Below are 22,205 nucleotides of genomic sequence, written 5' to 3'. Positions count from 1 at the left end.
GCGCAGACGTCCCGCGCGAGGTGTGAGTGGTCGGTGTAACCGAGATCCGCGGCGATGCCGGCGAGGTCACGGTGCGGTCGGGCGGCGAGCGGTCCGCCAGGCGTGCCCGGACCACCTCGTCGTCGGCACGGGCGGCGCGGTCGGGCTGGTCGCCGGCTCACCACCTGGCGTCGCCGAGCCCGGCCCGCCCGCTGTGCCTGGCTGCCACATGCGGGCCGCTGCGCTCGTCCTTACCGTGTTGCGAGGGTGAAGGGAGGAACCGGATGAACGTTCTCATCGGCCGGACCACCGAACCGGCTGCGCACCCCGTGGCTCGACTCCTGCAGCGTGCCGGCCACGAAGTGGTCGCTGTCGTCGGCGGTAGCGCGACAGGGGCACCGCGACCATGAGGATCCCGCCCGCAGCGCACACGGAGCAGCCGTGGCGGATCCACGAGATCGCGCCGGACTTCCGGATCGAGGACGTCTGGTCCTTCCGCACCCCCGGTGCCGGACCTGATGACTTCCCGACGATGCTCGCCGCGCTGATGGCGTCCAACAAGCCTGGGCGCGTCGACGTGCTGACCCGATTCCTGTTCGCCGTGCGCTGGAAGCTCGGCGCCCTGTTCGGCTGGGAGGATGCCGGACAGGCCATCGGCGCCCGCGTCCGGTCGCTGCGCGAGCGGCTGCCGGCGGACCTTCGCGATGCCCCGACCGGCCCGAAGGACCCCAACATCCCGTTCACGCCCGTCTACCTCCTGCAGAACGAATGCGTCCAGGAACTGGCCAACAAGACGGTCCATGACCTCCTGCACCTCGGCTGGGTGGCGACCGGCAACGGCGAGTTCGAGCTACGAATGGCGGCTCTGGTCAAGCCCAACGGTCGGTTCGGCCGGGCGTACATGGCCGCGATCAAGCCGATTCGATACCTGATCGTATACCCGTTGATGACGCGCCGATGGGAGCGCGCCTGGCGGGACCGGGCGACTCTCGTCCCGGGCGTCGAGGGGTAGCGCACGCCGGGCAAGGCCCTCGAGCCCGGAACGATCGAGACGCCGGTGCGGTGATCGCCTCCCACGGTCTCAACCCGGGAGGGTGACCGCACGTCTCCGTGCAGCCGGAGCCTCAGCGGCTCACCAGCTTGAAGAAGGTGCTGTCCTCGCCGCTGGCCTTGTGCTGCTGGTACAGGAACGCGAGGTTGCGCTCGTCGAAGGTCTCGAACCACTCGTCCCAGCCGATGTGCTCGAGCTGGTCCTGCCCGGCACCGCCGGGGAAGTCGATCCGCAGCACGCCGGCGGACCCGCCGTCCTCCGTGCCGCGCACCCGGGCGGGCCGCCCCTGGTGCTGCTCCACCCAGGTGCGGATCTCGTCGTGGTCGGTGGTGGTGCTCGTCTCGGACGCCATGTCGCTCCTTCCATGGACGGGCCGGCCGCGGTGCGGCGCGGCCGTTGGCCTCTAGGGTGGGCCGGCGGCCGCGCCGGCGCATCCCGGCGGCGGAGAGGAGCAACCGCCGACCCGCGACGGGCAACGGCCGGCGGTGTGACTTCCGATCCCGGACGGCGGCGTTCTTCCGACGCTGGATTTACGGCTCGGGGTCATGTGACGTCGACGACACGGGGGTTCTGGACGGGCTTCGACGAGGTCCTCGCGCAGGATCTGCGCGCCGGTGCAAGCACCGTTCCGGCTGCCGGCCACGCGTTCAGCGCTGCTGTCGCCTGCTCGTGCTCGTGCCGCGCCTCGTCGTTGCCGCAAGAAGTACGTTCGTGCCGAGAACAGCGCGGTCAGCGACCGGCGTCGCCATACATCTCCTCCCGGCCCCAGGTGGACGTAGTCGCAGCTCGCACCGTGGTGAGGCGGACTGGGCCGGGAACCTCGTGAGATGCTGGCTCGGACACGGCTGCCTCCAGGATCTGCCTGATCTCCTGCTGAACCGACTGGCCGTTCCTGGCGGCTCGCTGCCGCAGAGCGGTCACCACTGACTCCGGCAGGTTCCGCACGTGAAGCGCCGCCATGCAGCGACGGTAGCGGTACCGGTAGCACACTGCCGGCCGGGGACCGGCTTACGAAACACTTGCCTCGCAGGGCTCCGTCCGCTGCTATCCCGGGAGCGGAGGCCGCCCAAAGGCACCGGAAGAACCGCATCATTCACCGGACAAGGTCACACCTGCCGACGACGGGCGGCGCCGGCTGCCCTCCAGCTGGCCGAGCAGGCCCGGCCCGCCGAGCTGCCGCCGCCCCGGTCAGGCGGGCCGGTCGGCGGCGAGCGCCTGCTCGCAGGCCAGCAGCAGCACCCCCACGCTCCAGGCGTGCGAGAGGGTCAGCAGCATGCCCTTCGGCTGGAAGCAGGTGGTGTGGTAGTACCGCTCGGTCACCATGCCGCGGTAGGCGTTGAAGTCCCCGTCCTGCCGGGCGACGAACTGGCGGAAGCAGGCCAGCGTCTCCATCGCCCGCTCGGCGTAGTGCGGGTCGCCGAGCGCCACGGACAGCTCCACGAGCTCGCTCGTGCACACCAGGCCGTACGCGCCCAGGTGCTGGTTGGACACCGAGGCCTGGTCCGCCCCCCGGGTGGCGAAGCCGTAGGCGCCGAGCAGGGTGCGCGGGTCGAACCGCACGTCGTAGGTGTAGCGGAAGGTGAGCATCCAGTCGGCCGCCCGGCGGGCCAGGTCCAGCCACCGCGGCGCGCCGGTGCGCCGGTGCAGCGCCACGTACGCCATCACCGCGGCGTACCCATCCTCGGCGGTCGGCGCCAGGTCGACGTCCTCCGGCGCGCCGTTGATGAACTCGGCCTCGACGAAGGACGCGTAGTACTCCCCCGCCCGGACCGCGGCCGCCAGGCAGGCGCCGTCGTCGTCCAGACCGCCCGCCTCCGCGAGCGCGGCGACCCAGGTGAGCCCGGACGCCCCGCGCCAGGAGAGCACCTCCCCGGTCCGGGCATGCACGACCGAGCCGAGGTTGCCGTCGGCGCGCTGGTGGCGCACGGCGGCCCGCAGGTTGGCACGGGCGGCGGCCGTCCACGACGGCGCCGCCCGGCCCGGGCCCTCCAGGTCCAGGGCCCGCAGGAGGAACAGGGTGGCCTCGGCCAGGGTCCGCTGGTGCAGGCCGTCCGGGATCGGGCTCCAGCTCGCCCGCCACCCGAGGGCGCGGTCCCACCGGCCCCAGAAGGTCCCCGCCGGGGCCAGGTTCGCGCAGACGTGGTCGATGACGGACCGGGCGGCCTCGACCTCCGCGGCCCGGCCGGTGCGCCGGCCGTGGGCGAGCAGGGCGTAGGCCCACGGGATCCCGCTGATCCAGGCCACGTGCATCGCCTGGCGGTCCACCGGCCGGCCGTCCCGGCCGGTGACCTCCCGGTCGAACCCGACGGTCTCCAGCAGCACCCCCGGGTCCGGGTCGTAGTGCCAGGTGAGCAGGCCGTGGGCGGTGAGGTCGGCCGCCTCCGGGATGCTCACCCACGGCTGCACGCCCGCCTCGTGCCGCTGCCGGGCGTGCTCCGCCCGCAGGATCGGGGCGTAGGCGTGCCGGTCGCCGCCTAGGGAGTACGCGCGCGCCTCGAGGCGGACCCGCTCCCCCGGCCGCCACCGGTGCCCGGCCACCTGGGCGGGCAGCGGCTGCGCGGAGCCGTAGTACGTCACCGGGGTCTCCCGATAGGGGAAGAGCAGGCTGACGCTGGCGCTGCCGGTCTGCTCCTCGTGAGCGAGCCCGAGCCCGGAGGTACCCAGCGGGCTGGTCTCGGCGGTGAGCAGGGCCACGCCGCCGCCGCCGCCCCAGGCGAAGACCGCCGGGGTGGCGGCGCGGTCGGCCCGGAACTCCCAGCGGCAGCTCACCATCCCTGCCGGGTCGTCGGCGCCGACGGCGAAGCGGGGAAAGATCCGGTCGCACCCCTCGGGCCGGTTCTCGCCGTAGAACAGGCCGGGGATGAGCCACCACGGGTCCCGGGCGGGGGTCTCGGCCCGCAGCCGCACGGTGGCCTCGGTGACCTCCTCGCCCTCGTAGTGCACGTCAAGCTCGAGGGTGCGCCCGTCGGCGCCGGCGGGGGGCCCGAGGGCGGCGCCCACGGTGAAGCCCGCCGCGGTGCCGTGGAACCGGCCCGGCGGGGCGCCGACGTCGAGCGCACCCGGGCCGGCGACGTCGAGCGCACCCGGGCCGGCGACGTCGAGCGCAGCCGGGCCGGCGGGGTCGAGCGCACCCGCGCCGGCGACGTCGAGCGCAGCCGGGCCGGCGGGGTCGAGCGCACCCGCGCCAGCAGGGTCGAGCGCACCCGCGCCGGCAGGGTCGAGCGCACCGGTGGCCGCGGCTTCGTCATCCTGGTCGACGGCGCGGCCCCCATCGGCGGTCTCGCCGCCTTCCGAGCCGCACCGGCGGAGCGGGACGGGGACGCTCGCCCGGGACGGGCGGACGATCTCCACGACCAGCCGGGCGGGCGCCCCGGGCTCAGCCATCGCCGACCTGGTCGGGCTCGACCTGGTCGGGCTGGCCGGGGGCCAGGCGCTCGGCCGGCTCGGTGACGTCGGAGGCGGCGCGGTCCGCCGGCTGCCCGGGCCGGTCCCGGGCCGGACGGCGCCGGACGTCGTCGGCCGGCTCGACGTGCACCGGGGCGCCGGGCTCGGCCAGTGGCCACTCGAGAAGGTCGACCTCCTCCACCGGCAGGTCCGGGCGGGCCGGGACGCGGAAGGTGCGGATCTGGCTGGGCCCGAACCGGGTGGTCAGGGTGCGGCCCACCAGGGGCAGCGCGATCCGGGCGTCGGCGGGCCGGCCGGTGGTCTCCACGGCGCGGACGACGAGGTCCGCTCCGTCCGCGCCGTCGTCCTCGCTGCCCTTGACGGCGGTGACCATCACCTGGCCGCCGTCGTCGGCGGCGAAGGACGTCGCCGCCGGCAGCGCGCCGTCGTGGAAGCTCTCCAGCATGGCCCGCACCGGGGCGCCGAGCTCGGCGGAGCGGCGCATCAGGTCCGCGGCCCGCCAGTCCCCGCCGTGCGGGACCAGTTGGTAGCGGAAGCGCTGCACGCCCTGGTCCTGGTAGGAGTAGAAGCCGTCCGGGTCGAGCTCACGGGGGTCGTGCCAGGAGTAGACCGGGCTGCGCACGGCGGTGATGCCGATGCTCGGGCCGTCCCCGGGCGAGCCGTCGCCCGGGCCGTCCCCGGGCGAGACGTCGAAGCCGTGCTTGGTGTCGTTGACCACGGCCAGCCCCGCGGGCACCGGGCGCCCGTCCCGGCTGGCGGTGCCGGTCACGTCGACCCAGGTCTGCGCGGGCTGCTCCGCCCCGTCCACCGGCCGCTCCAGCGACCCGAAGGGGATCTCGTAGGTGGCGGTGGGGTCGGTCAGGGCGGTGGGGACCCGGAGCTTCAGCAGGTGTGCCTTCTCCCGCCAGTCGAGCGTCACCCGCACCTCCACCGCCCGACTGTCGTGCCCGAGGATGAGCTCCTCGACCAGCGTGGACCGTCCCCACGCGCGCTCCACCCGGATGCGCCCGCGCAGCGGCCCGGCCTCCTGGCGCACCACCCGGACGGTCCGCATCGCCTCGCCGGGCCAGGCGTAGGACACCACCCGGTGGCCCCAGGTGTCGGTGGGGTCGGCGCAGACCTGGGTGTGCTCGCCGGTCGCGCCGGCGAGGAGGTCCACCCCGGTGCGCTTGTCCAGCAGCGAGCTCAGCCACCCGGTGGCCGGGTCGAGGGTGACGCGGAGGTGGTCGTTCTCCAGCAGCGTCTCGGTGACCCGCAGCCGGCCCGGCGCGGCGCCGCTCCACCCCCCGACCGGCGCCGTGCCCGGCCGCATCCGGTAGAGCCGGTAGCCCAGCGGCGGCACCTCGGCCTGGAAGACGATCGCCCCGCGGCCCTTGTCGTCGGTGGTGGCGGTGGACTGGATCCGCTGGGAGACGGCGCGGGCGCCGTCGGCGTCGACCACGTGCACCCCGGTCGGCTGCACCGCGTACTGCATCTCGACGGCGGCCCGCACCGGCCAGGGGTGCGGGTTGAGCACCAGGACGGGCTGGGTCCCGGGCTCGACGGGGATCCGGACCTGCCGGGCGATGGTGTTGTGCACCAGGGTGGTGGTGCGCTTGGCGACGGCGACCGCCTCGCCGAGCTGGTCGCGGGCGTCGTCGTAGGCCGGCTCGATCGCCGAGCCGGGCAGGATGTCGTGGAACTGGTTGAACAGCACCTGCTTCCAGGCCCGCTCCAGCTCCTGCCGCGGGTAGGGCAGCCCGTGCGCCAGGGCGCCGACCGCGGCCCACCGCTCGGCGGCGAGGACGGCGGCCTGGGCGCGCCGCTGCCAGGCCTTGATGCCCGAGTGGGCCGAGTAGCAGCCGGGCGCGTGGTGCTGGAGGTCCGACCGCCACACCGGCAGGTCGGCGACGGCGGCCCCGCCGTCGCGGGCGAGGAGGTCGTCGAAGTAGCGGCGCGGGGAGGACATCGTCATCCGGCCGAAGGTGCCCATCCGGTCGTAGCGGTAGATCGACTCGATGTTGGCCCGGGTCGGCCCGCCCCCGTGGTTGCCGACGCCGTAGAAGACCATCAGGTCCCCCAGCCGGTGGTCGACGGCGGCCATCGCCTTGTCCACCTGGCCGGAGACGTCCCGGGGCGGGCTGCCGTACTCGTGCGGGATGCGGTAGCCCAGCACCCGGGAGCCGTCCGGGGACTCCCACCAGAATGCCGTGTCGGTCAGCGCGAGCTCGTGCGGGGCGGGGCGCAGGAAGCAGTAGGAGTCCATGCCCTGGCCGCGCAGGATCTGCGGGAGCATCGCGTTGTGCCCGAACGGGTCGGCGTTCATGCCGACGGTGGCCGTGACCCCGAACCGGTCCCGCAGGTACCGCTGGCCGTACAGGCCCTGCCGGACGAAGGACTCCCCGGCCGGCATGTTGCAGTCCGGCTCCACCCACCAGCCGCCGACCACCTGCCAGCGGCCCTCCGCCACGCGCTGCCGGATGCGCTCGAACAGCTCGGGGTCGGACTCCTCCACCCAGGACAGCAGGACGACCTGGTCGGAGGTGAAGACGAAGTCGGGGTACTCCTCCATCCGGTGGATCGCCGACCAGAAGGTCGCCCGCGCCTCCTGGTAGCCCTCCTGCCAGGGCCACAGCCACACCGGGTCCAGGTGGGCGTGGCCGACCATGTGCACGGTCCGGTCCGGGGTGGCGGCCGGCCGCTGGTCGCGGGCCAGGTCGCGGGCCGACGCGCCGGTCGGGGCGTTGGCGGTGGGCGCCCGGCGGGCGGGCTCCAGGGCGGTCACGGCTGGCTCTCCTCCGCGGCGGCCCACCGGCCTGCCGGGTCGCTGGTCGGGTGCGGCATCGGGGTGTGCGTCTCGGGGTTGCGGCGCGGGTGCGGGGGGCGCGCGGCGGGGCGGCGGCAGGCAGCGGGCCGGCCCGCTGGGCGGGGTGCCCGGCACGTCGGCGCGCCGGTTCTGGCATCGTTCCCACACCGAGCATAGGGAGCGGTTCTCGGGCGGGTCAACGGTGCGGGCCTCACGGTCGGCCTGCCGACGGCGGCCGGTCCGGTGCAGTGGTGGGCTCCCCGTCGGCCGGGCCGACCCGGGGCTCCCCCGACGCCGGCGGGCTGGCATCCGGTTCTTGGGCCGCCAGACCGGCGGCCGGCTCCCCGGTCCGCGACTGGGCCAGTGGTTCTGCGCCCGCCCGGCCAGCGGGCGACTGCCCGGCGCGCGCGGGGACCGGCCGCAGCCGCAGCGTCACCACCTGGAAGGGCCCCAGGTCCAGGGTCACGGCGCGGGCCGAGGCCGTTGTCAGCGGCGCCAGCGCGGCGACCTCCTCGTCCCGGCGCTCGAGGAGGTCGCAGACCCAGGCGGACGCGAGGTCGAAGGACGTCGCCACCTCCGCCCGCCCGCGGGCGCCGAGCGGCTCGTACAGCCGCACGACGACGTCGCCGGAGCGGTCGTCGGCGAGCTTGACCGCCTCGACGACCGCCGTCGGGCTCACCCGGACCAGCGGCTCCACCGGTCCCGCCCCCCGGCGACGGCGCAGCGGCAGGTTGGCCCGGTACCCCTCCCGGACGGCGTCGGCGACCTCGGCCCCGCAGACCAGGGCGTAGCCGAAGCGATGCCGGCCCTGGTCGGTCTCCGGGTCGGGGTAGCGCGGCGCCCGCAGCAGGGACAGCCGCACGGTGGTGGGCCCGGCGCCGCGCGCCTCCCCCGGCCCGGGGGCGGTGATGTCGTGGCCGTAGACGGAGTCGTTGACCACCGCGACGCCGTACCCGGGCTCGGCCACGTGCACCCAGCGGTGCGCGCAGATCTCGAACCGGGCCGCGTCCCAGGAGGTGTTGGTGTGGGTGGGCCGCAGCACGTGCCCGAACTGGGTCTCGGCGGCGGCCCGGTCGGCGTGCACGGCCAGCGGGAAGGCGACCTTGACCAGGGTCTCGCGCTCGCGCCAGTCGATGTCGGCGGTGAGGTCCACCCGGCGCCGGCCGGCGGCCAGGGCGACGGTCTGCCGGTACCGCGAGCCGCCGTCGGACCGGTCCACCTGCACGACCGGCCGGGCCGGGTCGGTGCCGTCCACGGTCATGGCGTTTACCGCGGTGAGGTCCCGGCGGCGGTGCCGGTAGGACGCGTCCAGGTCCCAGGCGTCGAAGCGGTTGGGGGTGTCCGGGTGCAGCTGCAGGACGTTGCCGGCGGCGCCGGGGGCGAGGACCTCCCGGTCGGCGACCAGGTCGCGGACCGAGGTCAGCGTGCCGTCCGGGCCGACGCGCACCCGGAGCAGCCCGTTGTCCAGGACGGTCCCGGCGCCGTCGGTGGTGACCCGGACCGGGTCCTCCCCGCCCGGCGGCGCGGCGGGCGCGGCGGCCAGGGCGGGCACGCCGTCGCGGACGTGCGGGGCGGCGTTGAAGGCCAGCTCGACGTCCCCGGCGCCGGCGAGCGCGGCCTGCGCGGCGTCGACCAGCCGGTCCAGGTCCGCGGCCAGCCGGGCGTAGGTCTGCCGGGCCTGGCGGTGCACCCAGGCGATGGAGCTGCCCGGCAGGACGTCGTGGAACTGCAGCAGCAGGGTCTCCTGCCAGAGGCGGTCCAGCTCCTCGTAGGGGTACGGGTGCAGCCCGGCCACGGCCGCGGCGGCGGACCACAGCTCGGCCTCGCGGAGCAGGTGCTCGCTGCGCCGGTTGCCGCGCTTCATCTCCCGCTGGCTGGTGTACGTGCCGCGGTGGGCCTCGAGGTACATCTCCCCCGACCACACCGGGGCGCGGGGGTACTCCGCCTGGGCCGCGGCGAAGAACTCCGCCGGGGAGCCCAGCGTCACCCGCGGGGACCCCTCGAGGTCCCGCACCCGGTGGGCGATCTCCAGCATCTCCCGGGTCGGCCCGCCGCCGCCGTCGCCGTGCCCGAACGGCAGCAGCGACCGGCTCGCCCGGCCGTGCTCGGCGAAGGTGCGCACGCCGCGGGCGAGCTCCTCGGCGGAGAGCTCGGCGCTGTAGGTGTCCGCGGGCGGGAAGTGGGTGAAGACCCGGGTGCCGTCGATGCCCTCCCACCAGAAGGTGTGGTGCGGGAAGGGGTTGGTCTCGTTCCAGGACATCTTCTGGGACAGGAACCACCGGAAGCCGGCCAGCCGGGCGAGCTGGGGCAGCGCCCCGGAGTAGCCGAAGGAGTCGGGCAGCCAGACCTCTTCCGGCTCCACGCCGAGCTCGTCGCGGAAGTACCGCTTGCCCTGGGTGAACTGCCGGACCAGGGCCTCCCCGCCGGGCATGTTGGTGTCCGACTCCACCCACATCCCGCCCACCGGCAGGAACCGTCCGGCTTCGACCTGCTCCCGCATCCGCCGGTAGACCTGCGGGTGGTGCTCGCGCATCCAGGCGTACTGCTGGGCCGAGGAGGCGGCGAAGACCAGGTCGGGGTAGTCCTCGGCCAGCGCAGTGACGTTGGCGAAGGTGCGGGCGCACTTCCGGATCGTCTCCCGCACCGGCCACAGCCAGGCCGAGTCGATGTGGGCGTGCCCGACGGCGGTGACCCGGTGCGCGCTGGGCACGGCCGGGGCGGCGAGCACCCCGGCCAGCCGGGCCCGCGCCGCCGGGGCGGCGCCGACGACGTCGCCGAGGTCGAGCTCGTCGAGCATGTCCTCCAGGGCGCGGTGGATCTGGTGCCGGCGCGGGTCGGTCTCGGCGAGCGTGGCGGCGAGGCCGCTGAGCACGTGGACGTCCAGGACCAGGCCGTAGACCTCCTCCTCCAGCACCGCGAGCTCGGCCTGGTCCAGCCGGTACAGCGGGGCGGCGCTGGCGGTCCGCGGGTCCCCCTCGGCCGAGACGGCGCCGGTGAACCGGGGGTTGGCGGCCGCCTCGACGTAGACCTCGACGGCCTCCCCGCCGCGGGCGCGGCGGGTGACCGGGACGTAGGGGGTCCGCGGTTCCACGCCCTTGATCGGCACGGCGTCGGCGGTGTAGGCCAGGCCCTCGGACCGGAACCCGGGACCGGACCCCTCGAAGCCGAGGTCGACCAGCAGCTCTACCCGCCGGCCGCGCATGGCTTCCGGGACGCGCCCGGTCAGCCGGAACCAGGTGGTGCTCCACGGCGGTCCCCACCGCTCGCCGACGGCGAAGGGGGTGTAGGCCATGGCGATCGCCTCGGCCGCCGGCACCGGCTCGCCCGGGAGGTGGACGGCCGCGACCTCGACCGGGACCGCGCCGCTGTAGACCGCCGGGACCAGCCGCTCGAGCAGCGTCCGCTCGATGCGTCCCTCGAGGCTGGACAACCGGTGCACGGGTGAACCTCCATGGTTCGTCGCGGGACTTATGGGAACGTACCCAGCGCTTCTCGGAGAGGTCAACCAAAGCGGCGCGGCGGAGGGCGGGTAGAAGTGGAGAAAGGCGGCCGGGACGACGGCGGGGCGGACGAGGAGAAGTGGGGCGCGGAGAAGTGGGGGTGGCGCGCGGAGAAGTGCGGGGGGTGGAGGAGAAGTGCGCGAAGAAGTGGGGGTGTCGGAGAAGTGCGGGCGGAGAAGAAGGAGAAGTGGGAGGAGAGAGAGAAGAAGGAGAGAACGGAGAAGGAGGAGGAAGACCGAGAAGGAGAAGAAGGGGTGAGACGAGAAGGAGAAGCGGGTCGGGGGCGTGGCCGGGGGCGGCACGCACGGCGACCCGGCCGCCGGGCCCCGGCTCACCCGCCGCGGCTCGTCCCATCCGCCCGGGCTCGCCCTGCGCGGCTCACCCCGCATGGCTCACCCGCGCACTCACCCGCGCGCACTCACCCGGCGGGCGGCGCGGTGGAGCCGCGGAGCACGACCTCGGCCGGGACCACCACGGTGCGGGCCGGCGCGTCCGGCTGCGCGAGCCGGTCCAGGAGCACGTCCACGGCCGTCTCCCCCAGGGTGCGCACGTCCTGCGCGACGGCGGTGATGCCGGGGCTGACCATCGACATCCAGGGCGCGTCGTCGAAGGAGACGAGGCTAAGGTCGGCCGGGACGGCGAGGCCCAGGTCCGCCGCCGCCCGCCAGACGCCCTCGGCGAGGACGTTGTTCGCGGCGAACACGGCGGTCGGCCGGCGCGGGTCGGCGAGCAGCCGCACGGCCGCCGCCCGGGCGGCGCGCACGTCCCAGCCGGAGGTGACCACCAGGGACGGGTCCAGCCCGACGTCGGCGGTCGCAAGCGCGTCGGCGTAGCCCTGGTAGCGGTCGCGCCCGGTGGTCCAGCGGGTCTCGTCGATGAACAGCGCGATGCGCCGGTGCCCGATCTCCACCAACTGCCTGGTCACCCGGGAGGCGCCGGCGGTGTTGTCCACCACGACGGCGTCGGCCACGCCCTCGGCGAACTGGCGGTCGACCTCGACGGTCGGCACGTGCTGGCCGCGCAGGTAGGCGCCCGCCTCGGCCGAGACCGGGGTGGTGATGACCCCGGCGACCCGCAGGCCGACGAAGGCCCGGGCGGACTCGACCTCGTCCGCGGCGAGCCCGGCGGTGTCGCTGAGGACCATCGTGTAGGAGCGCCGTCGGGCCTGCTGGCTGGCCCCGGCGGCCAGCTCGGCGTAGAAGCAGTTCGTCAGGTCCGAGAGCACCACGCCGATGGAGTCGCTCACCCGGCGGCGCAGGTGGCGGGCGGTCGCGTCGGGCACGTACCCCAGGGTCTGGGCCGCCTCCTCCACCCGCAGCCGCGCGGCCTGGGCGACGTACCCCTGGCCGCTCAGCGCGCGGGAGGCGGTGGACCGCGAGACCCGGGCGGCCGCGGCGATGTCCCGGATCGTCGGGCGGCGGGCCGGCGCGGCGGAGGTGGGCCGGTCAGCCACGCGGCTCCTCCTTCGCTACCCGTACACGTCAGCCGAGAGACTATAGGCCTCGGCCGGCACGGCCCCCTCGCCGGCGGCGCCGCGCTCGCCGGCCGGGGTGACGACGTCGACGAGCGCCTCCGCCGCCTGGCCCAGCCGGAGGTCGCCGACGCAGACGTCGGCCGCGAACCGGGCCCGGCGCGCCGGCCGGCCGCCGGTGGTCACCCGGAAGGTCACCGCCCGCTCCGTCCCGGGCTCGATCGGCCGGTGCACCTCCGGCGGCTCGGCCGTCCAGCCCGGGGGCAGGACGGGCCGGACGGACATCTCCGCCGGCCGGGTAGAGGGGCTGCGCACCGTGACGGTCAGGTCCACCGGGGTGCCGACGGCGGCCGTCGAGAGGTAGGGGCTGACCCGGGCCAGCACGCCGTCGGCGGCCAGGTCGTGCTCGGCCAGCGGGAGCAGCTCGCGGTGGAGGTCGACCAGCTCCTCGCCCTCCCGGGCGAGCATGTCCAGGTAGGCGTCGTCCACCCAGCGCGGCTCCCAGTGCGAACCGAGCATGAGCGCCGGCCGCACCCGCCGGTACAGGGCCGCGCTCGCCCGGTAGTCCGCCAGGTCGAGCCGGTTGCGGTACTGGTAGTTCAGGATCTCCCGGCGGTGCCCGGGCACGCCGCGCCCGTCCTGCTGGTCCCCGGTGAGGAGGACCCGCACCCCGTCCACCTCGAGCTCGTAAGCAGCGGCGTACCGGGTGTGCCCGGGCAGCTCGTGGACGGTGATCTCGTACTCGTGCCACCGGACGGTCTCCCCCAGCGCCAGCTCCCGGTCGGCCGGGACCGGCTCGAACCACTGGCACGGCAGGTCCTGGTGCAGCGGGTCGCGCAGAACCGGGGCGACGTTGGCCGGGACCCACACCTGCGTACCCTCGACGTCGCGGAGCAGGTTCAGGCCGGCGACGTGGTCGTCGTGGTAGTGCGTGGGCATCGCCACCGCCACGTGGCTGACCCCGTACCCCCGGCGCAGGGCCGGCAGCGACGCCAACCAGGGCCGCCGGGCGGCGCGGTCGGCGCCGGCGGGCAGCCCGGTGGTCATGTCGTAGCCGTAGTCGACGAGCAGCGCCTCGCCGGTGCGGGAGAGCAGGACGTAGCCGTAGGCGGTGCTGCTCCGGTTGAGCAGCAGGTGCTCGGTCAGCCGCACGAAGGGCTCGTCCAGGCGGGCCCGCAGGTCCCACGGGTGCGGCCGGCGGGAGTCGACGTAGCGCTGCATCCGGGCCGCGAGCAGGTCCAGCGCGGCGGCCGGGTCGGTCATCGGCTCGCCGTGGGAGGGCAGCAGCAGGTCCGGGCGCTCGCGCCGGAGCTGGTAGCAGGACAGGACCGTCATCGCCGGTCCCTCGTTCTCGGTGTAGCTCCACTGGGTCGCGGCGAGGGAGCAGACCTTGCCGGGCGCGTAGATGAGGTCGCCGGAGAACGCCAGGCGGGCGCCGTCGCGGTCCAGCAGGTAGGTCACCGAGCCGGTGGTGTGGCCGGGGGTGGGGCGCACGGCCAGCCGCACCCCGCCCCAGGTCCCGGTGCGGTACTCCGGCACGACGCCGGCCACCGGGACGGGCTCGAGGAGGGAGAAGCGGTCCTCGCGCAGGTTGTAGTCCAGGTAGACCGGCCGCGCCGACCACATCTCGTCCACCCGGTCGAAGAGATCGCGCTCGGTCGGCGGGACGTGGACGTTGATGCCGGCGGCGACGGCCCGCGGCAGCCCCTGCCCCTGGTCCCGGTGGTGGTGCGTCATCAGCACGTCGGTGAGCGCGTCAATGCCCATCTCGGCGAGGTGGTCCAGCACCAGCCCCGACCCGAAGTCGATGGCCACGCCGGTGCGCTCCCCGGCCGCCCGCACCACGTAGACGTTGCACGTGTCCCGGACGCGGAACACGCCCGGCGCCAGCTCCTGCACCGGTCCGCTCACCCGGGAATGGTATCGATCCCATAGAGCCGCTACAAGATTCTGGGTAACGTTCCCGCATGGCACGAAAGCCGTCGTCGGCCGTCCATTCCTCCTCCTTCTCGGCGCGGTCGCCCACCGAATTGACGCCGCTCCCCCGCGAGCTCCGGTTCACCGGTGCCGAGCTGGCCTTTGCCGGCGCCGAGGTGCGGTGGGACGCGCGCACCGAGACGGCCGGCCGGCTGCTGGCCCAGGGCCTCGGCGCCGACGACGGCGGGGCCGCCGGAGCGGCGAGCGCCGGAACCGGCCCGTCGGCCGCGCGACCCGCAGCGGCCCCGGCCCCGCCCGCCCTGGTGGTGGACGTCGAGTGCGGGGCGGCCGGCCTCCCGCCGGAGGGGTACACCCTGCGGGTCGCGCAGAGCAGGGGCCGCCCGACGGCGGTGGTCCGGGGGGCGGACCCGGCCGGGGCGTTCTACGGCGCGCAGACGTTGCTCGCGCTGCTCCGGCAGGCCCCCGCCGGCCATGACGTCCCCGCCCGCGGTGGGCTCGCCGTCAACGAGGCCCCTGCCGGCGCTGGGTTCCCCGTCAGCGAGGCACCCGGGGATGGTGAGTCCGCTTTCGGTCTCGTCCCGGACGGAGAGGTGCGGGACTGGCCCCAGCTCGGCTGGCGCGGCACGGTCGAGGGCTTCTACGGCCCGCCGTGGTCGCACGAGGACCGCCTGGAGCACCTGCGCTTCGCCGGGCGGCACAAGCTCAACCACTACGTCTACGCCCCCAAGGACGACCCCTTCCACCGCGACCGGTGGCGCGAGCCGTACCCGCCCGGGCACCTCGCGCGCCTGGCCGAGCTGGTGGCCGCCGCCCGGGCCCAACACGTACGGTTCGTCTGGGCGGTGTCCCCCGGGCTGACGATGCGCTACGCCGACCCGGCCGAGCACGAGCAGCTGCGCGCCAAGGCCGCCCAGCTGTGGGAGATCGGTGTGCGGGACTTCGCGCTGCTCTTCGACGACATCCCCCTCGAGCTCACCCAGGCGGCGGACCGCGACGCGTTCGGCGAGGGCCCCGGTGCGGCCGGCGCCGCCCACGGCCATGCCTGCGCGGAGTTCGTCCGCGGCTTCCTCGCGCCGCGCGGCGTGACGGACCCGCTGCTGATGGTGCCGACGGACTACGCGGGGACGGCGCCGTCGCCCTACCGCGAGTACCTGGCCGCCACCCTGCCCGCCGAGGTGCTGGTGTGGTGGACCGGGGCGGACATCGTGACCCGGGAGGTGACCGACGAGGACGTGGCGGCCGCGGCCGCCACCTACCGCCACCGGCTGCTGCTGTGGGACAACTTCCCGGTCAACGACTTCGACCCGACCCGCCTCTTCCTCGGCCCGCTCACCGGCCGGCCCGCGGCGACGGCGGGGACGGCGCTCTCGGGCATCAGCGCCAACCCCATGGTCGCGGCCGCCCCGTCCCAGCTGCCGCTGGCCACCGTTGCCGAGTACGCCTGGAACCCCGCCGGCTACGACCCGGCGGCCGCGGCCGCCCGGGCGCTGCACGCCGTCGCCGGGCCCGACGCCGCCGCGCTCGCCCCGCTCGTCCAGGCCTGCACCGCCTGGCCCCCCTCGGCCCTGCAGAGCGCGCACCTGCGCGGGCTGGTCGAGGCAGCCGAGAGCCCTGACAGGCCACGCGCGACCGCCGCGCTGCACCAGCTCGACGACGACCTCGCCGCACTCGAGGCCGGGCCGCGGTCGGTGGTCGGCGCCGGCGCCCTGGTGCGCCAGCTCGGTCCGTGGCTCGCCGCGGGGGCGGACATGGCGCGCGCCGGCCGGCTCGCGGCCAGGCTGCGGCTGGCCCAGCTGGGTGGCGACGACGAGCGCCGGGACGCCCTGGTCCCCGAGGTCGAGGCGGCCCTCCGGGCCGCGGAGGAGCACTACCCGGACGTGCTCCGCGGCATCGTGCCGCCCTTCGTGCGGGCGGTGCTGCTGGGGATCAGGCCCGCCGCCGCGGCGGGCCCGGCGGGTGGGCGCGGCCTGCCTCCCGACGGCACAGCGCAGGCCCGGGCGGGCGGCGCCCCTGCAGAGGCGGGCGGTTCGGCGATGGACGCCCGGCTGGGCGGCAACGCCGCGGCGGCTCCGGCCGCCGATGGCGGGGCGGAGGCCCCGGGCGACGACCCGGCGGAGGCCCTGGGCAACGACCCGGTGTCGGCCCTGGGCAACGACGCGGCGGCGGCCCCGGCGGGTGACAGCGACGGTGCGGACCAGCCGGCGTCCGGGGCGCCCGCCCCGTGGGCGCTCGTGGTGACCGCCGACCAGCCGCGGGCCGGGGAGAAGCACCTCGCGGACCTGCTCCGCGGGCGCGGCCTGGTGGTGCGGTTCGGCACCACCGTCGAGGTCGGCGTCGACGACCCCGCTCCGCCGAGCCTCCTCGTCGTCACGCACACCGCCTCCCCGGCCGCTGCCCAGGCCGCGGCCGGCGCGGCCGTGCCGATGCTGGCGTGCGGGCACCTGGTCGACCTCGGCCTGGCCACGACGTCGGGGGACCTCCTGGGCCAGGACCTGCTGGACGTCGTCGCGCCCGAGGACCCGCTGGCGGCCGGCCGGTCGGGCCACCTGGCGGTCTACCGCGGCCCGGCCACGGTGGCCTGGGGCGCGCCGACGGCCGCGGCCACGGTGGTGGCCCGCACCCTGCCGGGCGCCCACCCGGCGCTGTTCCGGTACCCGGCCGGCGCCGCGCTCGCCGACGGCTCGCCGGCCCCGGCGCCGCGGGTCGCGGTCTTCCTCGGCCCCGCGGCGCTGGCCCCCGGGCTGCTCACCGAGGACGGCCGGGCGATGGTGGCGGCCGCCGTCGACGAGGTCACCGCCCACCTGCCGGCGCCGCTCGCCGGCGCGGGTGCCGCGCGACCGGACTGAAGAACCGGAGCCGGACGACCGGGATCCCGGACCGGGGCCGGCCGACCGGCGTGCCCGACCGGGGCGGCGACCGCCGGACCGACAGTGCCGGCCACCCTCCGGTCAGACCCGCAGCACCTGCCCCTCGGCGGTGAGCTGCTCCTGCAGCGCGGCGACGTCGACGGCCTGGACGTCCCGGCCGGTGCGGACGGCGGCGGCGGCGGCCAGCCCGGCGGCGTGCCCGAGCATCTGGTACTGCGGCTCCATCCGGACCGAGGAGAACGCGACGTGGGAGGCGGACAGGCACACCGGCACCACCAGGTTGGGGCAGTCCTCGTGCCGCGGGACCAGCGCCCGGTACGGGATCCCGTAGACCGGCACGGGGACCGAGAGGTACCCCTCGGTGAAGACCATGCCGACCGGCCGCGGGTGCTCGGGCACCCACCGCCACGTCCGCTGCACCTCCCGGACGTCCAGGTGGTAGGAGCCCAGCGCCACGGTGTCCCAGGGGTGGCGGCCGGCGACCAGGTCGTGCTCGGTGAGCACCAGCTCCCCGCGCATCCGCCGGGCCTCCCGCACGTACAGCTGGTGCGGAAGGTGGCCGGTGTCGGCGAACTCGTCCGGCGGCAGGCCCCACCGGCGCATCTCGGTACGCACGGCGGCGGGGACGGCCGGGTCGTGGGTGAGGAACCACAGGAAGTCCTGGGCGTGGTGCAGGTGGTGCAGGCGCAGCTCCTCGCGGCGGGCGGCATCGGCGTCGGGGTACTCCCAGGCCGCCCCGTCCAGGACGCTGAGCGAGAACGGGCCGAGGGAGTTGCCGTCGCACTTGCCGCCGGGCAGGTTCGGCTCCAGGCCGACGAGCCGGCCGGCCGGGACGTCGGTGCCGGTGCGGCGCCAGTGGTCGAACAGCCGCCGGCCGAGCTCCCAGCGGCTCTCGTCGTACCCGTCCCGGCGGGGGACGGGGATGCGGTCCGGGGCGGTGGTCAGGCAGACCCGGTAGCCGTAGGACATCACCCCGCCGTCGCCGGCGCCGACCGGGGCGAGCGGCCCGGGCCGGACCTGGGCGAGCAGGGGGCCCGCGTGCTCCCCGCTCGGGTCGTCGGCGAACGGGGAGATCCACGGCGGCATGGCGTGCCGGCCGGGGAGGAGCTCCTGGCGGCCGGCGTGCGGCTCGCCGTAGCGCGACCGGTCCTCCCGCCCCACCGCGTAGGGCACCCCGGCGGCGGCCAGGAGGTCGCCCTCGTAGCTGGCGTCGACGAAGGCTCCCGCGGTGAACCGCCGCCCGCCAGCCGTGACCGCGACGATCCGCCCGTCGGCGGTGCGCTCGACGGCGGTGAGCCGGTGGTCTAGCAGCACCTCCACCCCGGCCGCGGCCAGCCAGCGGTGGAGGATCGCCTCGGCCACGTGCGGCTCGGGGCCCGCGTAGCGGCCGGGCGGGACGCCGTAGTGGTCGGCGACCGCCCGGTGGAACCGGGCGGCTATCCCGCCGACCGCCCGGACGTCGCCGAGGTCGGTGTAGCCCAGGCCCCCGCTGGTCATCCCGCCCACGTGCCGGCCCGGCTCCAGGAGCAGCACCTGCGCGCCGTGCTCGGCGGCCGCGACGGCCGCGCACACCCCGGCCGCGGTGGCGGCGTAGACCAGGACCTCCGCGGCGCCGCCCGACGGCGGCCGGCCCGAGGCCGCCGGTTCGGCAGCCGGCGGCCGGTCCCGATCCGCCGGTCCGGCAGTCGGCGGCCGGCCCCGATCCGCCGGTCCGGCAGTCGGCGGCCGGTCCGGGGCCACTGGCTCCGCCGAGCACGGCCGGTCCGGCGGCATCGCCTCGGCGGTCATCGGGCAGCCCCGGTGGTTGTGGCGGCCCGCCGGTCGCGGTAGGCGCGCCAGGTCTCGGCGACCAGCCGCAGGTCCGCCGGGCGGAGCGTCTCGCCGGAGCGGTCGAGCGCCTCGGCGTAGTACAGCGCCGGCACGCCCAGGGCCGGCTGGGCGCGGGTGTAGGCGCGCCACTGCTCCCGGTCCGGCATCGGCCACTGGTCGGTGTCGACCAGGTGGTGCGGCAGGGCCGCGGTGACGACCGCGTGCCGGGACCACACCTGGTCGGTCACCGGGACGACCGCCGTCGCCGGGTCCCGCTCGAGGACGTCGTTGAGGCGGACCATGTCGCAGACGTCGGCGAAGGCCGGGTGCGGGGTGTGCGTGATCATCAGCGCGTCCGGCTTGGCGGCCTTCAGCGCCGCGTACATGGTGCCGAGCAGGGTGTGCAGGGCGCTGATGCCCCAAGCGCCCGGCTCCCCCTCGGGCGCGTGCCCGCGCAGCGACCGGCCGGCCGGGGCCCGCTGGGTGAAGTCGACCTTGACGCCGTCGGCGTCCAGGCCGGCGGGACCGACCATCGCCGTCACCATGGCCCGCAGCCGGGCCAGGTACGCCGGGTTGCCCGGGTCCACCGCCACCGGCCGCCCCCAGGGGTCGCGCACGCACTCCGCCGCCGGGACGCCGCCGGGGTCCCAGGCCTTCCACCACAGCAGCACCCGCTGGCCGGCCGCGTGCCGCCGCGCGATCCAGCCCGGCAGGTCCGGCCAGCGGTCGGGGTCCGGGTCGGCGGTGCCGTACGCGGCCTGCCACCGGTCGTCCAGAACGATCGTGCCCGGCACGACGTCGTGCGCGGCGAGGCCGGCCAGCAGCTCGTCGTAGACGTCCTGGCGGGCGAGGTCGGCGGCCACCGGCACCCCGGCGGGGAGCTGCGGCGGGGCGAGGTCGGCGAGGTAGTACGGGTGGCTGGCCGGGGTGCCGGGCAGCGGGGCGCGGGCGCACTGCGCGCCCCAGCCGCAGAAGATCGGCTCGGTCCACCACGGCGCGGGCTCGTGCGCGGGTCCGGCCGGGGCCAGGCCGTGCGCGACCAGGTCCGCCCGGTGCTCGGCGACGGCGGTGAGCGGGTCGGCGGTGGGCGCCAGGACCAGCGTGGGGCTGGTGAACTCCCCGGCGACCACGGTGTGCCCGTCGTAGTCCAGGACGAGGTGGAAGCCGCCGTCGACGGGCTCGTAGCGCACCTCGGTGAAGCGCATCTGCGCGGCGCCGGCGCGCACGGCCAGGGACAGCCAGCCGCCGGCCGGGACGTCGGTGGCATGCGCGGGCTCCCGCCGGCCCAGCGCCAGGCACAGCGGGGGCGGGGAGAACAGCGCGTGCAGCCGCCCGGCGTGGGCGTCCCCGACGACGCCCAGGACGGTGGCGGTGTGCGCCGGGCGGACCACCTGGACCGGCTCGGTGGGGCCGGGGCTGAACACGGTCCGGAAGTCGATGGAGGAGCGGAAGGCGCCCGCGGCGCCGCTGGCCCGCACCGCCCGGCCGCCGAGCAGGGTCACGTCGGTGAGGGTCCCGCGGCCGCGGACGCGGACGCCGATCTCGACGGCGGTGGGCCGGCAGAGCAGCCGGACCTCCTTGTGCTCCCACCGGCTGGAGCGGGCGGCGGCCGTGACCACGATGCCGTCGCCGTCGGCGGTCGGGGTCACGACCGGCGGGCCGGCCGGGAAGGACTCGTCGGCGCCGTCGGTGCAGTCCGCCGAGGCCAGCAGGCTCAGGTGGGACCAGATGCGGCCGTCCGGGTCGGCGAGCACCGCCTTGGGCGGGTCTGCGCGTACCTCCAGCCGGTAGGTCTCGGCGGTGATCGTCCAGGCTCCGGGGCGGGTCTGCAGCTGCACGGTTCTCCGGTTCGGGTGGTCGGGCGGGTGGTGGTCGGTCGGCGGGCAGTTGGCGGGCAGTGGGTCGGTCGGCGGTCGGTCGGTCGGTCGGTCGGTCAGTCGGCGAGGATTCTCGGTTGGGTCGCTGGTCGCGCGGTGGTCGTTGGCTCCTCGGCGCCGGTCAGCCGAACGGGGCGACGGCGGGGGGCTCGGGCAGGTCCCCGGTCCGGACGAGCTCGGCGTAGTAGCGCCCGGAGTCCTTGATGGTCCGGCGGCCGGTGGGGTAGTCCACGTAGGTCAGGCCGTAGCGGGGGCGGTACCCCATGGCCCACTCCAGGTTGTCCAGCAGGGACCAGTACAGGTACCCCTGGACGTCGGCGCCGGCCGCGACGGCGGCGGCCATCGCCGCCACGTGGCTGCGGATCTGGTCGATGCGGCGGGTGTCGTGCACCCGGCCGTCGTGGGTCGGGGTCTCCCCGAAGGCGCCGCCGTTCTCGGTCACCAGCAACGGGGTGCCCGGGTAGTCCCGGGCCAGCCGGACCAGCAGGTCGCCGAACGCGCCGGGGTGCACCTCGGTGCCGTCGTCGGTGCGGGTCAGGTCCCCGGCCGGCCCGACCACCCGCCACGGGAACGGGCGGCCGGGGCCGGGCTCGGCGGCGGCCACCACCCGGCGGGTGTAGTAGTTCACGCCCAGGAAGTCGGTGCACCCGGCGATCGCCGCCTCGTCGCCGTCGTGGACGACGTCGAGGTCCCCGACCGCCCGCTCCCAGTGCGCCCGCATGTCGGCCGGGTAGCCGCCCCGGAGGAGCGGGTCGAGGTACCAGCGGTTGCAGTAGCCGTCCGAGCCCCGGGCCGCGGCCGCATCCGCCGGGCTGTCGGTGGCCGGGACGCAGGGCAGCAGGTTCAGCGCGGCGCCGACCCGCGTCCGGGGGAAGCCGTGCAGGACCTGGGCGCCGGCGGCGTGCGCGAGGAGCAGGTGGTGCCCCGCGGCCAGCGAGGCCCGCAGGTCCGCCACCCCCGGGGCGTGCAGCCCGAGCTGGTAGCCGAGGAGCGCGACCACCCACGGCTCGTTCTGGGTGATCCACCACTCCACCCGGTCCGCCAGCCGGTCGGCCACCGCCCGGGTGTACTCGGCGAAGGCGGCGACGCTGCCCCGCCCGGCCCAGCCGCCGTCGGCCATCAGGGCCTGCGGCATGTCCCAGTGGTTCAGGGTGAGCACCGGGACGATCCCGCGGGCGAGCAGCGCGTCGACGACCCGCTCGTAGTGGTCCAGGCCCCGGGGCTCGACCCGGCCGGTTCCCGCCGGCATCACCCGGGACCAGGCGACGGAGAACCGGTAGGCGCCCAGCCCGAGCTCGGTCAGCAGCGCCAGGTCCTCGGGCCACCGCCGGTAGGACCCGCATGCGACGGACCCGTCGGCGCCGCCCTCGATGGCGCCCGGCCGGCGGGCGAAGACGTCCCAGACCGACTCCCCGCGCCCGTCCACGGCCAGGCTGCCCTCGGTCTGGAAGGCCGAGGTGGCCGCGCCCCACAGGAAGCCGGGCGGGAGGGGCAGGGTCATCGCGGGTGCTTCGTCATCACTG

General features: G+C 76.1%; 13 protein-coding genes. 3 read left to right on the top strand and 10 right to left on the bottom strand.

Annotation, left to right across the window (positions count from 1 at the left end; genetic code table 11):
* The first annotated feature begins 385 nt into the window (after window positions 1-385).
* A complete protein-coding gene (locus tag MF406_RS08835; protein ID WP_242897648.1) occupies window positions 386-991 on the top strand; it encodes a DUF2867 domain-containing protein in 606 nt (201 codons plus the stop codon).
* A gap of 112 nt (window positions 992-1,103) precedes the next feature.
* Here MF406_RS08835 and MF406_RS08830 read toward each other — a convergent pair whose 3' ends face one another.
* The 5 genes from MF406_RS08830 to MF406_RS08815 all read right to left on the bottom strand — a co-directional run bounded on the left by MF406_RS08830 (window position 1,104) and on the right by MF406_RS08815 (window position 10,659).
* On the bottom strand, window positions 1,104-1,382 hold the full coding sequence (locus tag MF406_RS08830; RefSeq protein ID WP_242897647.1) for a hypothetical protein: 279 nt from the start codon (window positions 1,380-1,382) through the stop codon (window positions 1,104-1,106).
* 377 nt (window positions 1,383-1,759) lie between these two features.
* Window positions 1,760-1,990 (bottom strand): Arc family DNA-binding protein, encoded by a 231-nt coding sequence (locus MF406_RS19085; protein WP_371744646.1) that lies wholly within the window; start codon window positions 1,988-1,990, stop codon window positions 1,760-1,762.
* 228 nt (window positions 1,991-2,218) lie between these two features.
* Window positions 2,219-4,414, bottom strand: coding sequence for a hypothetical protein (locus MF406_RS08825; protein WP_242897646.1), 2,196 nt, complete (start codon window positions 4,412-4,414; stop codon window positions 2,219-2,221).
* Entirely contained in the window at window positions 4,407-7,199 is a 2,793-nt protein-coding gene (locus MF406_RS08820) for an alpha-mannosidase (protein ID WP_305852997.1), read from the bottom strand. The genes MF406_RS08825 and MF406_RS08820 overlap by 8 nt, the downstream gene beginning before the upstream one ends.
* A 232-nt stretch (window positions 7,200-7,431) precedes the next feature.
* Window positions 7,432-10,659, bottom strand: coding sequence for a glycoside hydrolase family 38 C-terminal domain-containing protein (locus MF406_RS08815; protein ID WP_242897645.1), 3,228 nt, complete (start codon window positions 10,657-10,659; stop codon window positions 7,432-7,434).
* 196 nt (window positions 10,660-10,855) lie between these two features.
* Here MF406_RS08815 and MF406_RS18715 point away from each other — a divergent pair, with 196 nt between their 5' ends.
* Entirely contained in the window at window positions 10,856-10,978 is a 123-nt protein-coding gene (locus tag MF406_RS18715) for a hypothetical protein (RefSeq protein WP_256463950.1), read from the top strand.
* A gap of 160 nt (window positions 10,979-11,138) precedes the next feature.
* Here MF406_RS18715 and MF406_RS08810 read toward each other — a convergent pair whose 3' ends face one another.
* Together MF406_RS08810 and MF406_RS08805 are read right to left on the bottom strand one after the other, a co-directional pair.
* Window positions 11,139-12,173 carry a LacI family DNA-binding transcriptional regulator gene (locus tag MF406_RS08810; protein WP_242897644.1) on the bottom strand — a complete coding sequence of 345 codons (1,035 nt, stop codon included), beginning with the start codon at window positions 12,171-12,173 and terminating at the stop codon, window positions 11,139-11,141.
* A gap of 15 nt (window positions 12,174-12,188) precedes the next feature.
* Window positions 12,189-14,102: an MBL fold metallo-hydrolase gene (locus MF406_RS08805; RefSeq protein WP_242897643.1), complete on the bottom strand. Its 1,914-nt coding sequence runs from the start codon at window positions 14,100-14,102 to the stop codon at window positions 12,189-12,191.
* 56 nt (window positions 14,103-14,158) lie between these two features.
* Between MF406_RS08805 and MF406_RS08800 the strand changes: the two genes are divergently transcribed.
* Complete coding sequence (locus MF406_RS08800; RefSeq protein ID WP_242897642.1) at window positions 14,159-16,975, top strand: beta-N-acetylglucosaminidase domain-containing protein; 2,817 nt, start codon at window positions 14,159-14,161, stop codon at window positions 16,973-16,975.
* Between the two features lie 102 nt (window positions 16,976-17,077).
* Here the strand turns inward: MF406_RS08800 and MF406_RS08795 are convergent, their stop codons facing one another.
* The 3 genes from MF406_RS08795 to MF406_RS08785 all read right to left on the bottom strand — a co-directional run bounded on the left by MF406_RS08795 (window position 17,078) and on the right by MF406_RS08785 (window position 22,183).
* Entirely contained in the window at window positions 17,078-18,595 is a 1,518-nt protein-coding gene (locus MF406_RS08795; protein ID WP_305853002.1) for an FAD-dependent oxidoreductase, read from the bottom strand.
* A gap of 185 nt (window positions 18,596-18,780) precedes the next feature.
* A complete protein-coding gene (locus MF406_RS08790) occupies window positions 18,781-20,643 on the bottom strand; it encodes a hypothetical protein (RefSeq protein ID WP_242897640.1) in 1,863 nt (620 codons plus the stop codon).
* Window positions 20,644-20,803: 160 nt separating this feature from the next.
* Window positions 20,804-22,183, bottom strand: coding sequence for a GH1 family beta-glucosidase (locus tag MF406_RS08785; RefSeq protein WP_242897639.1), 1,380 nt, complete (start codon window positions 22,181-22,183; stop codon window positions 20,804-20,806).
* Between the last annotated feature and the right edge of the window lie 22 nt (window positions 22,184-22,205).

The organism is Georgenia sp. TF02-10, from assembly GCF_022759505.1.
Lineage (GTDB): Bacteria > Actinomycetota > Actinomycetes > Actinomycetales > Actinomycetaceae > TF02-10.
Note: the sequence above shows the minus strand (reverse complement) of the source record. Positions and strands in the feature narration are given on the sequence as shown.